Annotated in this window: 10 protein-coding genes and 1 tRNA gene; 3 read left to right on the top strand and 8 right to left on the bottom strand. The window is 72.2% G+C overall.

The window, feature by feature from the left end:
- Position 1 precedes the first annotated feature (1 nt).
- Genes FHU40_RS10725 through FHU40_RS10705 form a run of 5 tightly spaced genes read right to left on the bottom strand, consistent with a single transcriptional unit; the run spans position 2 to position 5,463 of the window.
- Entirely contained in the window at positions 2-961 is a 960-nt protein-coding gene (locus FHU40_RS10725) for a LysR family transcriptional regulator (RefSeq protein ID WP_183592341.1), read from the bottom strand.
- A 9-nt stretch (positions 962-970) separates the two neighbouring features.
- The gene (locus FHU40_RS10720) at positions 971-3,352 is read right to left on the bottom strand and encodes an aerobic carbon-monoxide dehydrogenase large subunit (RefSeq protein ID WP_183592340.1); all 2,382 of its coding nucleotides are present in this window, start codon (positions 3,350-3,352) and stop codon (positions 971-973) included.
- Entirely contained in the window at positions 3,349-3,822 is a 474-nt protein-coding gene (locus FHU40_RS10715; protein WP_183592339.1) for a (2Fe-2S)-binding protein, read from the bottom strand. The genes FHU40_RS10720 and FHU40_RS10715 overlap by 4 nt, the downstream gene beginning before the upstream one ends.
- Positions 3,822-4,706: an FAD binding domain-containing protein gene (locus FHU40_RS29455; RefSeq protein WP_183592338.1), complete on the bottom strand. Its 885-nt coding sequence runs from the start codon at positions 4,704-4,706 to the stop codon at positions 3,822-3,824. Before FHU40_RS29455 ends, FHU40_RS10715 begins: the two co-directional genes overlap by 1 nt.
- A 40-nt stretch (positions 4,707-4,746) precedes the next feature.
- A complete protein-coding gene (locus tag FHU40_RS10705; protein WP_183592337.1) occupies positions 4,747-5,463 on the bottom strand; it encodes a TetR family transcriptional regulator in 717 nt (238 codons plus the stop codon).
- On the opposite strand from FHU40_RS10705, the gene FHU40_RS10700 reads away from it, so the two are divergent.
- Positions 5,448-6,203, top strand: coding sequence for a phosphatase PAP2 family protein (locus FHU40_RS10700; protein ID WP_183592336.1), 756 nt, complete (start codon positions 5,448-5,450; stop codon positions 6,201-6,203). The genes FHU40_RS10705 and FHU40_RS10700 overlap by 16 nt on opposite strands.
- A gap of 52 nt (positions 6,204-6,255) precedes the next feature.
- On the opposite strand, the gene FHU40_RS10695 is transcribed toward FHU40_RS10700, so the two are convergent.
- On the bottom strand, positions 6,256-8,088 hold the full coding sequence (locus tag FHU40_RS10695; protein WP_183592335.1) for a phosphoenolpyruvate carboxykinase (GTP): 1,833 nt from the start codon (positions 8,086-8,088) through the stop codon (positions 6,256-6,258).
- A gap of 188 nt (positions 8,089-8,276) precedes the next feature.
- Between FHU40_RS10695 and FHU40_RS10690 the strand changes: the two genes are divergently transcribed.
- Positions 8,277-10,043, top strand: coding sequence for an N-acetylmuramoyl-L-alanine amidase (locus FHU40_RS10690; protein ID WP_183592334.1), 1,767 nt, complete (start codon positions 8,277-8,279; stop codon positions 10,041-10,043).
- A 3-nt stretch (positions 10,044-10,046) separates the two neighbouring features.
- On the opposite strand, the gene pgfA is transcribed toward FHU40_RS10690, so the two are convergent.
- The gene (gene pgfA, locus FHU40_RS10685) at positions 10,047-10,928 is read right to left on the bottom strand and encodes a cell envelope lipid trafficking protein PgfA (protein WP_183592333.1); all 882 of its coding nucleotides are present in this window, start codon (positions 10,926-10,928) and stop codon (positions 10,047-10,049) included.
- 159 nt (positions 10,929-11,087) lie between these two features.
- Positions 11,088-11,160, bottom strand: a tRNA-Arg gene (locus tag FHU40_RS10680).
- Positions 11,161-11,605: 445 nt separating this feature from the next.
- On the opposite strand from FHU40_RS10680, the gene FHU40_RS10675 reads away from it, so the two are divergent.
- Entirely contained in the window at positions 11,606-12,640 is a 1,035-nt protein-coding gene (locus FHU40_RS10675; protein ID WP_183592332.1) for a phospholipase D-like domain-containing protein, read from the top strand.
- Positions 12,641-12,938 lie beyond the last annotated feature (298 nt).

Here is a 12,938-nt window from a genome sequence, read left to right as displayed (position 1 = left end):
GTCAGCTCCAGAGGGTGACGTGCACCGCCGGCTTGAACCGGCCGTGGGTGACCCCGCGACCGCGCAGCATCGCCTGGGTGGCCCGCGGCGTGGTCACGAACCGGGCCATCTCCTCCGCCGCCGGGGTGGCGCGCTGGCCGGCGAGGATCGAGAGGTTCCAGGACCCCTGGCCCTGGAGCAGCCGGCCGGGCACGCGGGCCAGCGCGCCGGCGGCGAGGTCCTGGGCGACCGCGAAGGAGACGGCGAGGCCGATGCCGGTGCCGCGCTTGGCCTCCTCGACGGCGGCGGCGTGGGACTGGAAGATCTGCTGCCGGTCCTCCGGTACGCCGATGCGGTGCAGCATCGCGGGGATCACGCCGGAGTCGTCGGCGGCCGACGGCCCGAGCAGCCAGGTCTGGTCGCGCAGCAGCGCGGTGCCCGGCTGGCCGGTGCGGGTCAGCGGGTGGTCGGGGGTGACCACGGCCAGGATCTGGTAGTGCAGGAACAGCGTGCTGGTCACCGCCGGGTCCGACGTCGCGGGCCGCGGGCCGATGGTGGCGTCGACGGTGCGGGTGAGCAGCATCGACTCGAAGTCCCGGGCGCGGTGGACACTCAGCTCCACGTCGAGGTCGCGGGCGCGGTCGGCGAAGAGGCCGATCAGGCCCGGCGCGGCGTACTCCGCGAAGAGCGAGGTGGTGCCGAGCCGCAGCAGCCGGCGGCCGGCGCCGGCGGCGCGCACCTCGAGCACGGTCCGGTCCTGCAGCCCGAGCAGCTCGACCGCGCGGCTGGCGAGCCGCAGTCCGCCTGGAGTGAACGCCAGCCCGGACGACGTCCGGTTGAAGAGCTGGTCGCCGAGCTCCTTGCGCAGCTGGCCGACGTGCAGCGAGACCGCGGCCTCGGTCACGCCCAGGTCGGCGGCGGCGGCCTTCACCGAGCCGAGCCGGACCACGGACGCGAAGGCCCGCAGCTGCGTGGGTGTCATGAGGGCACCTCAGAAGGGAGGAGCGGCACGGCCCTGCATCGCCTCCCAGACTCGTGACGGGGTGAGCGGCATGTCGGCGTGCCGGACGCCGTACAGCGCCAGCGCGTCGACCACCGCGTTCACGACCGCCGGCGGCGAGCCGACCGTAGCGGACTCGCCCACGCCCTTGGCCCCGATCGGGTGATGCGGCGACGGGGTCACGGTCGTGCCGCACTCCCAGTCGGGCACCTCGAGGGCGGTCGGGATCAGGTAGTCCATCAGCGAGCCGCCGAGGCAGTTGCCGTGCTCGTCGAAGCCGATGAACTCCATCAGCGCCATCCCGATCCCGTCGGCCAGCCCCCCGTGGATCTGTCCCTCGACGATCATCTCGTTGATCCGGGTGCCGCAGTCGTCGACCGCGATGAAGCGGCGCACCTTCACGACCGCGGTGCCCGGGTCGACGTCGACCACGCAGATGTAGGCGCCGAACGGGTAGGTCAGGTTGTCGGGGTTGTAGGAGATCTGCGCGTCCAGCCCGCCCTCGACACCGGCGGGCAGGTCGCCGGCACCGTGGGCGCGCATCGCGATCTGCTGGATCGTCACACCCGTGTCGGGCACGCCGCGGACGTCGAAGCGGCCCCCCGAGTCGTCCTTGGTCCACTCGAGGTCCTCGGGCGCGACCTCCAGCATCCCGGCCGCGATCAGCCGCGCCTTGTCGCGCACCCGCCGGGCCGCGAGCACCGCCGCCGCGCCCGACACCGGGGTCGAGCGGGATCCGTAGGTGCCCAGGCCGTACGGCGTGTTGTCGGTGTCGCCGTGCACCACGTCGACGTCGTCGGGACGGATACCGAGCTCCTCGGCGACCAGCTGGGCGAACGTCGTCTCGTGCCCCTGCCCCTGGGTCTGCACGGCCAGCCGGATCACCGCCGAGCCGGTCGGGTGCACCCGCAGCTCGCAGCCGTCCGCCATGCCGAGCCCGAGCATGTCCATGTCCTTGCGCGGCCCGGCGCCGACCGCCTCGGTGAAGAAGGAGACCCCGATCCCCATGAGCTCGCCACGCGACCGTCGCTCGGCCTGCTCGGCCCGCAGCTCGTCGTACCCCGCGATCCGCAGCGCTTCCGCCATCGCGCGGGGGTAGTCGCCGGAGTCGTAGACCCACCCCGTGCGGCTCGTGTAGGGGAACTGCTCGGGCCGGATGAAGTTCTGCATCCGCAACGAGACCGGGTCGCGGCCGAGCTCGGCGGCGAGCAGGTCCACCATCCGCTCCACCAGGTAGACCGCCTCCGCGATCCGGAACGAGCACGCGTACGCCACCCCGCCCGGGGCCTTGTTGGTGTGCACGGCGGTCATCGAGCAGTACGCCGCCTCGAGGTCGTAGCTGCCGGTGAACACCCCGAAGAAGCCGCCGGGGAACTTGCGCGGCGCGGCGGTGCCGTTGAACGCGCCGTGGTCGGCGAGCACGTGGCTGCGCAGCCCGAGGATCCGCCCGTCCCGGGTGGCCGCGATCTCCCCCTGCATCACGTAGTCGCGGGCGAAGCCGGAGGCGACCAGGTTCTCGGTGCGGTCCTCGGTCCACTTCACGGGCCGGCCGGTGAGCATCGAGCCGACGATCGCGTGCACGTAGCCGGGGTAGATCGGCACCTTGTTGCCGAAGCCGCCGCCGATGTCGGGCGAGACCACCCGGATCCGGTGCTCGGGCAGCCCGGCGAACATCGAGAGCAGCGTGCGGTGGGCGTGCGGCGCCTGCGTCGTCGCCCACAGGGTCAGCCGCTCCTCGACCCGGTCGTAGTCGGCGACCGCGCCGCAGGTCTCCATCGGCGCGGGGTGCACCCGCGGGAACACCAGCTCCTGGCGCACCACGACCTCGGCCCGGTCGAAGACCGCCGCGGTCGCGGCCGGGTCGCCGGTCTCCCAGTCGAAGCAGTGGTTGTCGCGCTTGCCCTCGAGGTCGTCGCGGATCAGCGGCGCGTCGTCGTCGAGGGCTCGGCGTACGTCGACGACGGGCTCGAGCACGTCGTACTCCACGTCGATCAGCTCGAGGGCGTCGCGGGCGGCGTACCGGTCCTCGGCCACGACGAACGCGACCTCCTGCCCCTGGAACCGCACCTTGTCGGTGGCGAGCACCGCCTGCACGTCGCCCGACAGCGTCGGCATCCAGGCCAGCCCGCGCTCGGCCAGCATCGCGCCGGTGACGACCGCCTTGACCTTGGGATGCGCCTCGGCGGCGAGCGTGTCGACGCCGACGATCCGGGCGTGCGCGACCGGCGAGCGCAGCACGGCGAGGTGGAGCATGCCGGGGAGGCTGATGTCGTCGACGTACGTGCCGCGGCCGCGCACGAAGCGGCGGTCCTCCTTGCGGAGCATCCGGCCGTGACCGAGCGGCCGCTGGTCGTTGTCGACGAAGGTGCTCATGACCGCTTGCCCTCCGGGTGCGCCGCGGCCCACTGGACGGAGCGGACGATCGAGGCGTAGCCGGTGCACCGGCAGATCTGGCCGGAGATCGCCTCGCGGATCGTCGCCTCGCTGGGGTCGGGGTCGCGGTCGAGCAGCGCCCGCGCGGTCATCAGCATCCCCGAGGTGCAGAAGCCGCACTGCAGCCCGTGGCACTCCATGAACCCCTGCTGCACCGGGTCGAGCTCGCCCTCCCACTCCAGGCTCTCGACGGTGCGTACGTCGTGGCCGCTGGCCATCGCGGCCAGCACCGTGCACGACTTCACGGGCTCGTCGTCGTACAGCACCACACAGGTGCCGCAGTTGCTGGTGTCGCACCCCCAATGGGTGCCGGTCAGGCCGAGCTCGTCGCGCAGGAGGTGCACGAGCAGCAACCGCGCCTCCACGTCGCGGGTCACCGGCTCGCCGTTCACCGTCAGGCTGATCTCCATCAGGCTGCGCCCCCCTCCCGGACCCGCTCCCACGCCGCGCGGAGGGTACGCCGGGTGAGCTCGCCGGCCAGGTGGCGCTTGTAGTCGGCCGTGCCGCGGCTGTCGGTGACCGGGCGGCAGGCCTGCGCCGCGATCGCGCCCGCGAGCGACCACGCCTCGTCCGACGGCGGGCGCCCGCGCAGGGCGGCGGAGACCTCCGGGATGCCGGTGGTGTTGGGGCCGACCGCCGCGAGGCCGACCCGGGCGTCGGCGATCGTGCCCCGCTCGTCGACCCAGAGCGCGGCGCCGGCCGCGGCCACCGCCCAGTCGCCGGCCCGTCGGTCGACCTTGGCGTAGGCGCTGCTGCCCCGCGGCCGCACCGGGATCCGCACCTCGGTGAGCATCTCGGCGTGCCCGACGACGGTCTCGTAGGGTCCGAGGTGGAAGTCGTCCATCGACACGGTGCGCTCGCCCTCCGGCCCGCGGATCACGCAGCTCGCGTCGAGGGTGGTGCAGACCGACGACAGGTCCTCGGACGGGTCGGCCTGACACAGCGCGCCGCCCAAGGTGCCGCGGTTGCGCACCGGCGGGTCGGCGATCACCCGTTCGGCGTCGCGGAAGATCGGGCAGACCGCCGCGAGCTCGTCGGACTCGAGCAGCTCGCGGTGTCGGGTCATCGCGCCGATCCGCACCTGCGTCGCGGTGATCCGGATGTAGCCGAGCTCGGCGTGCAGGTCGTTGATGTCGACGAGGTACTCCGGGTTGGCCAGCCGCAGCTTCATCATCGGCAGCAGGCTGTGCCCCCCGGCGATCAGCCGGGCCTCCTCGCCGAGCCGCTCCAGCAGCCCGATCGCGTGCTCGACGCTGACCGCCCGCTCGTACTCGATCGGGGCCGGGACCTGCACCTGCGCCTCCTGCACCTCGTGACGCCCGTCACTGTGGATGCTACGAGCCCGGGCGGCACCCCGGGTGCGGATCGGCCGGGCCGAGCACCAGGCCGGACAGCTCGACGAGGCGGACCGCCAGGACGGCGGCGTCGGGGCGGTCCGGCCCCGCGTCGTCCAGCATCCAGGCGCGCACCGCGCCCAGGAACCCGGCCGCGGCGTACCGCACCGCCGTCGGGCTCGCCCCCGGCGCCCGCTCGGCCAGCCGGTCGGCGAGCCAGGTCTCGACGGCGTCGCGCGAGGCGGAGAATGCCGTGCCGGTGCCGATCGTGCGCCGCCACGACTCGCCCTGGGCGTCGATGTCGCCGAGGAAGGCGACGAGGAGCCGGTACGCCGCGTCCGGGCCGTCCACGATCTCGGCGCGCAGCTCGGCGAAGCGACGCTCGATGCCGGCGACCGCGACCTCGTCGAGGTTCGCGAAGTGCTGGTAGAAGGTCGGGCGGCTGACGCCGGCCTCGGCGCAGAGGGCCGAGACCGAGATGTCGCGCGAGTCGCGGGTGCCCAGCAGCGTGTGCAGCGCGTCGGTCAGCTGCGCCCGGCTGCGCTCGACACGCGGGTCGCAGGTATCTGCGGTGGCGATCGCCCCTCCTCTCGATGAGTTCGGCCCGTCGCCCGGGTCGGACCCGATGTGCCCCCGAAGGGGCCATCCGACTATCTTACAGTTGTAAGTCTTGACGAGGGGACGGTAGAGCGCCGATGGCGGTGAGCACGGTCGCACCGACCGCGTCTCGTCGTACCGGCGGCGCGGACGTGGTCCGCGAGCTGGCCCAGGTCCTGGGCGCCTTCCTCCTCTACAACCTCGGCCGGATGCTCGCCGCCCAGGAGCTCGACCGGGCCGACGCCCACGCGGGCGGCATCCTCGACGCGGAGCGCTGGCTGCGGCTGCCGACCGAGGGGTCGCTGCAGGCCTGGGCGCTCGGGCACGACTGGTTGATCGAGCTCGCGAACCGCTACTACGTCTCGGTCCACTTCCCGCTCACGATCGCGGTCCTGGTCTGGCTCTACCGCTACCGGCGCCCGGCGTACACCTGGGCCAAGCGCGCCCTGCTGACCGCCACCGGCGCCGCGCTCGTCTTCCACGTGCTGGTGCCGGTCACCCCGCCGCGACTGCTGTCGTCGCTCGGCATGGTCGACACCGGCCACGCCGGCGGCATGTCCATCTACCAGGCGCCGGTGCTCTCCAGCCTCTCCAACGAGTACGCCGCGATGCCGAGCCTGCACGTCGGCTGGGCGCTGCTGCTCGCGATCGTGCTGATCGCCGCCTGCCGGTCACGCTGGCGCTGGCTGTGGCTCCTGCACCCGCTGGCCACGCTGTTCGTCGTCGTCAGCACGGCCAACCACTACTGGCTCGACGGCGCCGCCGGCGCCGTGCTGGTGGTCGGCGCGCTGTGGCTGACCCGACCGGTGGGCCGGACCTCTCAGGCAGAGCCTGCACTTCTCGGCCGACGCACCACGTGAGAAGTGCAGGAATACCCGGTGCACCGGGTATTCCTGCACCTCACCAAATTCCTCAGGCCTCCGCGTCGAGAGCGGCGGCGACCCGGCGGTGGGCCTCCCAGATCTCCTCGGGCAGCCGGTCGAACTGCTTGAGGTGCTCCTCGCGGAAGCCCATCTCCTGGCGCCACCGGGCGACGTCGATGGTCAGGATCGTCTCGAGGTCCTCGGGGGTGATCTCCACGCCCTCGAGCTCGAGCTCCTCGACCGTCGGCAGCACGCCCACCGGGGTCTGCCGGCCGGAGACCTCGCCGTCCTTGAAGCGGCACAGCCACAGCAGGGCGCGCAGGTTGTCGCGGTAGCCGGGCCAGCGGAAGTGGCCGTCCTCGCCGCGCTGGAACCAGTTCACGTGCGCGAAGACCGGCTGCTCCTTGGCCGCGCCGATGATCTTGAGCCAGTGGGCGGCGTAGTCGCCCTCGGCGTAGGCCATGAACGGCCGCATCGACATCGGGTCGTAGCGCAGCTGGCCGTCGACGCCCTCGGCGGCGAAGGTCGCCTCGGCGCCGAGCGTCAGGCCGTCGTAGACGCCCTCGGCCAGGTCGGAGATCGCGCGGACCAGCGGCTCACGGTCGCTGGTGCGGCCGCCGAAGATGATCGCGTCGATCGGGACACCCTGCGGCGCCTCGAAGTCGGCGGCCACGTTGGGGACGTTGGCCAGCGTCGTGGTGAAGCGGCTGTTGGGGTGCGCCCACGGCGAGTCGTCCCCGGGCTCCCGCTCGGAGATCAGGTTGCCCTTCCAGTCCCGCCAGCCGGTGACGTCCTCCGGGTGGCTCTTCGTCTTGCCCTCCCACCAGACCTCCTCGGTCCGGTCGTTGTAGGCGACGTTGGTGAAGATCACGCCGGTGCCGTCGGCGATCGAGTCGAGCGCGGTCGGGTTGGTCTTCTCGTTGGTGTCCTTGGCGACGCCGAAGACGCCGAACTCCGGGTTCATGCCGTAGACCCGGCCGTCCTCGCCCACCCACAGCCAGGCGATGTCGTCGCCGTAGAACTCGACGTGGTAACGGTCACCCATCGCGTCGGGCGCCAGCGTCATCGCCAGGTTGGTCTTGCCGGAGGCGCTCGGGAAGCCGCCGCAGACGTGCCAGCGCTTGCCGGTCTGCTTGTCGGTGATGCCGAGCAGCATGAACTGCTCGGCCAGGAACACCCCGGACTCGCGGCCGTCGTAGCAGGCCTGGCGCAGGCCGTGCGCGATCTTGCCGAGCAGCGCGTTGCCGCCGTACGACGAGCCGTAGTGCAGGATCGTCCGCTCGTCGGCGACCGTGGCGAAGTAGCGCTGGTCGTCGGGCGTGCCCTGGCCGAGGTTGGGCAGGTCGCCGGTGACGTGCACGGCGCGCACGAAGCTGTCGGGGTCCTCGAGGTCGTTGAGGTAGTCGACGCCGACCCGCGACATCCGGATCATGTGCAGCACGACGGGACGGCTGTCGGTGAGCTCGACACCCGTGGCGTACGGCGCGAGGGGCGATCCGGGCGGCGCCATCAGGTAGGGGATGACGTACATGGTCTTGCCCGCCGAGGCGCCGCGCATCCGCTCGGTGAGCAGCTCGGTCATCTCCTTGGCGGGCTTCCAGTTGTTGTAGACGCCCTTGTCGGCGTCCTTGCTGGTGGCCACGACCGTGCGCTCCTCGGAGCGGGCGGTGTCCTTGTGGTAGCTGCGGGAGTAGTAGCGCCCCGGCCCGGCGGGCTGCAGCTCACCCGCGTCGAGCGACTCCTGGACCAGGCGAGCGTCGTCGGCGGCGCCGACGACCTCGATCCGGGCAGGCTGGGTGATCGCGGCCCACTCGGCCACGTACTCCCTCACCCGCGGGTTGGTCAGTCCTGCCTGATCCAGCGCACTCTCCACGTCGACCATGTCAGTCGTTACCTTTCGATCCCCTCGGGCATTTGTCGGGACGGTAACCCAAGCTCGGGACGGTCGCGGAAGCGGGGTAGGCCGAAAATGCCCAGAACCCAGTACAGACAGGGCTTTCGTCCTTCTCGTACGTAAGTTCTCGGCGGGTCCGTGTGACACATGGTGCTGATGTGACGCACACTGGCGGGGTGGAACGCACCCACGCGCATCGTCGACCCGTCATCCTCGGCCTGGCCGGGGCCGCCGCCCTGGGCACGGCAACCGCCGCGACCAAGCTCGCCGCGAGCCTCACCGACGGCGACCCCGCGGACCGTCCGCGCCTCGAGCTCTCTTCCGACTCGCAGGTCGGCTCACTGACGGTGCGGCTCGGCGACGACCTGCTGCCCGTGACCGCGGACGGCTCCTGGCGCTCCCGCACGCTCGGCACGTCCACGCACTCGATGGTGGGCTTCACCTGGACCGGACGGCGCGATCCGCAGATCCGGTTCCGCTCCCGGCTCCGCGGCCAGTGGACGCCGTGGCGCCCGGCCACCGTGATGCACGACGAGCCCGACGCCGGCGCCGCCGAGACCTCCTCCACCCGGGGTACCCACCTGGTGTGGATCGGGCGGTCCGACGGCATCGACATCCGGGTCGACGGCAACCGACCGGCCGACCTCTCCCTGGTGCTGCTGCACCCGCGGCGGCTGCGCGGCGACGCGACCGTCCGGCCGCGGCTGCGCTCGAGCCGGACCCGGGGGCGGGTCAGCGGGCGCGGCCGACTGCAGCGCAAGACCGTCACCCAGCCGGCGATGCTGACCCGGAAGAAGTGGGGCGCCGACGAGAGCTGGCGATCGGGCTCGCCGACGTACAACAAGACCCTGCAGCAGGTGCACGTCCACCACACGGCCAGCGGCAACGACTACGGCGAGGCCGACGTGCCGGCACTGCTGCGCGGCTTCTACCGCTACCACACCAAGAGCCTCGGCTGGTCCGACATCGGCTACAACTTCCTCGTCGACAAGTTCGGACGGATCTGGGTCGGCCGGTCCGGCGGGCCCGCGAAGCTGGTCCGCGGCGCGCACACCCTGGGCTTCAACGCCACGTCGACGGGGATCTCGGTGATCGGCAACTACGACAGCGTCTCGCCGACCCCGCAGATCATCTCCGCGGTGGCCGCGCTGGCCGCGTGGAAGATCGCGCCGTACGGCCTCGACCCGCTGGGCAGCGCGACCGTCACCTCCGAGGGCAGCGACAAGTTCCGCGCCCGGCGGGTGGTGAGCCTCCCGGTGATCGACGGCCACCGCGACACCAACGACACCGCCTGCCCCGGTGGTCGGCTCTACGCGCAGCTGCCGGCGATCCGGCAGGCCACCAAGCAGGTGATCGCCGCCGGCAGCGCGCCGCCGCCGCCGATCGCCGAGGCGACCCCGGCCGTGGTGGGCGGATCCACGGCGCTCGGCCAGGCCCTGACCGTCACCCCGGGCACCTACAACCCGGCGGATGCCGCGGTGGCCGTCGCCTGGCTCCGCAACGGCACCGCGATCCCCGGAGCGACCGCCGCGACGTACACGACGACGGCCGACGACCTCGGCGCCACGATCAGCGTCCAGGTCACCGCGACCCGCGACGGCTACTCGGCGGTGAGCTCCACCGTGGCCGCGCCGGCCGCCGTCACGACCACGACCCGCATGAAGGTGAAGCGCAAGCGGCTGGCCCGCAAGGCCGCGATCGGGGTCAAGGTGCGCGCCGCCGGCACCACGGCCCGGCCCACCGGCACGGTGACCGTGAAGCTGCGCAAGCAGACGATGACGCTGCCGCTCAACGCCAAGGGCAACGCGGTCGCGAAGTTCCCGCTCGTCAAGCCGGGCCGCACCACGGCGACCATCACCTACTCCGGCGGCCCCGGCTTCGATGCCTCGACGACGACCGCCAGGGTCGCCGTCCTCCGCAAGCGCAAGCGGCGCAAGCGCTGACGGCTACGCCGGGGTCCGCCGGCGCACCACCAGCAGCGCCAGCCCGCCCAGCAGGGCGACTCCGCCCACGACGTACCCGACGACGGGCACGATCGTCTCGAGCAGCCGCAGGCGCGAGATGTTGTCGCGCGCCTCGTCGACGTTGGTCTGCACCTGGTCGTCGGTGAACGCGAGGTCCAGGACGAGGATCTCGCCGACCCCGTCGGCCGACCGCTCCTGGTGCACCACCTGCTTGATGATCGCGCCCGTGCGCGGCTCGATGAAGTAGTCGGTGGTCTGCGCGTAGTCGCCGGGCACGCCCTCGAGGACGTCGACGCCGTCGGCGGTCGCCTCCGCCCGGTAGTGGTAGGTCTCGAGGCCGTCGAACTCCTCGGTACCCTCGTACGTCGCGTCGACCGCCGCGCCGACCACGCCGTCCCACACCGGGTAGGTCTGCCGCTGCGCGCCGAAGGGCCACTTGTTCTGCAGGCCCTCCTGCTGCGGGGCGTCGGCCGGCAGGTAGCCGTCGTTCGCGACGGTCAGCGCCGTGTGCCGGTCGGTCGCGAACGCCTCCGCCTCCGCGCTGATCAGCCGCCCCTGCGGGTCGTCGGCGCTCACGCACCCGTCGATGCCGCCCTCGTCGCGCACCACGCACAGCGAGGTCGCCCAGACGATCACCTCGTCGTCGGACGCCTCGGAGTCGGCGCGGTTGATGCTGTAGGCCAGCACCGGCCCCACCGGCTCCTTCGGCCCACCGACGCGGGCCTCACCCGAGAGGTGCGTGGTGCTGTCGGTGTCCAGCGGCGTCCGCTCGACCTGCCCGGGCACCCAGGTCTGCGCCAGCACCGCCGCGACCACCAGGAAGGCGCCGATGCCGACGAGGACGGGGGCGAGGATCTTGCGCATGACGGGCGGGCTTTCGTGCCGGGGAAGGAAGGATCTACCGATCAGTAGCCTACGAGGCCGATGCGTCCCACGGACGCGGTGGGTCCCGGTCTTCCGAAGGGGCCCGGAAACGTCACTGGGCCTCCGTCCTGCGACGGAGGCCCAGCGTCTCTCACCCTGCGCGCCCGTAGGGATTCGAACCCCAAACCTTCTGATCCGTAGTCAGATGCTCTATCCGTTGAGCTACGGGCGCATGCCGCCCTCACGAGCGACTGGACGAGGATAGCGGACCGTCGGGGTCGGGCCGAAATCAGCGTCGGCGCCACGGCGAGGACCGGGGGCCGGACAGGTCCGTCGTGGCGCTCCCCTGGGTCCGCGAAGGGTCGAAGCGGGGATCGTCGCGAAGGCACGAGTGACGCTCAGAACCGCTCAAGACAAGGGCGGTGACGCCGCACACCGGCCCGGTCGGGGCGGTGCGCCGCGACCCGATGGCGATGCTGCCGTTCATCAACCACGTGCCGACGCCGAGGAGTGACGGACCGAGCTCGACGGGCTCCGCGCCCGGCTCGGGGGCCGAGCGAACCAACCCCGCGGTACGCCGTACCCACGAGGGCCCCGTCCGCGGACGGGGCCCTCGCCATGGGGCCCTGTGGGAGGATCGTGCCCACACGGGACGTGGGGAACGGCCAGGAGGGGATGTGGGGACATCCGACGCGGGGGACCGCGCGCTCTTCGAGACCGCCGGTGCGGCGCTCTACGAGGAGATCGTCAGCTCGGGCGGCATCGTGGCCGGAGAGCCACGCGTCGTCGCGGGCGGTGATCTGCACGACGCGTTCGAACAGCTCCGCGAGATGGGGCTGGTGCGGCTCGACCCGGACAATGATCGCTGGGTCGCCGAGGACCCGGGGCTGGTCCACGGACGCGTGGTCGCGCCGCTGAGCCAGCAGGGTGCGCTGCTCCTCGAGGAGTCGCTGCGCTGGGCCGAGGCGCTGAACACGGTCAGCCAGACCTGGCGCAAGGCGCCGGAGGCCTCCGAGCGGGGCCCGTTCCGCTACCTGCACGGCGACACGATCAACGCGTTCCTGGGGACGCTGGGCGCCGAGGCCGAGGAGGAGGTGCTCACCGCGCAGCCGCAGAGCGGGCGGGACACCGGCAAGGGCCTCGAGGAGTCGCTGCAGATGGAGCGGGCGCTGCTGGAGCGGGGCGTGCGGATCCTCACGCTCTACCAGCACAGCGCCCGGCGCAGCACCGCCACCCGGGAGTACGTCGCGGCGCTCAGCCCGCTGGGCGCGGAGGTACGCACCCAGGACGAGTTCTTCAACCGGATGATCGTGGTCGACCGGCGGACGGCGATCATCCCGTCGCCGCAGGACCTCAAGATCGCGCTCGCGATCCGGGAGCCGACGATCGTCGCCTACCTCGTCGACGTGTTCATGCGCTCCTGGGAGCGGGCCCGGCCGTTCACCAGCCAGGAGGCCTCGGTCGTCAAGCACATCGCCGACGAGCAACGGGCGATGACGATGCGGATGCTGATCGAGGGACACTCCGACCCGGTCTCGGCCAAGCGGCTCGGCGTCAGCCCGCGCACCTACGCCGGCTACGTCGCCGACCTCAAGGAGGAGTTCGACGCGGAGACCCGCTTCCAGCTCGGCTACTCGCTGGGTCGGCTCGGCCTCCGAGCCGAGGCGGATCCGGCGGAGGACGGCACCGGGGACGGTCCAGGCGAAGACTGAGGGCAGTGGCCCGGGGGCGGGCCACTGCCCTCTATCAGTGAGGCGGGCTCTGGGGGGTGAGCCTCGGAGCCGGGCAACGTGGGGGGTGTGGCCGGCTCCCGCCTCAAGAACTGCGTCTCGGTCAGCGGCGGACCGACCAACCCCAGCTCATGTCAGCGTGTGCCGGAGCCGAGATCCCCAGCAGGCCGACGCTGAGGGTCGCCGAGGCGACCACGAACGCGATCTTGCGCGCAATCTTCATGTTGACCCACCTCATGTACTCATCGGACCCCACGGATGGTCCGGTGCCACCCATGAT

Source organism: Nocardioides soli, from assembly GCF_014191495.1.
Taxonomy (GTDB): domain Bacteria; phylum Actinomycetota; class Actinomycetes; order Propionibacteriales; family Nocardioidaceae; genus Nocardioides; species Nocardioides soli.
Note: the sequence above shows the minus strand (reverse complement) of the source record. Positions and strands in the feature narration are given on the sequence as shown.

Excerpts from the sequence above, each read along its gene's own strand:
- FHU40_RS10725 (WP_183592341.1), bottom strand. The coding sequence starts at position 961 with ATGACACCCACGCAGCTGCGGGCCTTCGCGTCCGTGGTCCGGCTCGGC.
- FHU40_RS10695 (WP_183592335.1), bottom strand. The coding sequence starts at position 8,088 with ATGGTCGACGTGGAGAGTGCGCTGGATCAGGCAGGACTGACCAACCCG.
- FHU40_RS10715 (WP_183592339.1), bottom strand. The coding sequence starts at position 3,822 with ATGGAGATCAGCCTGACGGTGAACGGCGAGCCGGTGACCCGCGACGTG.
- FHU40_RS10720 (WP_183592340.1), bottom strand. The coding sequence starts at position 3,352 with ATGAGCACCTTCGTCGACAACGACCAGCGGCCGCTCGGTCACGGCCGG.
- pgfA (WP_183592333.1), bottom strand. The coding sequence starts at position 10,928 with ATGCGCAAGATCCTCGCCCCCGTCCTCGTCGGCATCGGCGCCTTCCTG.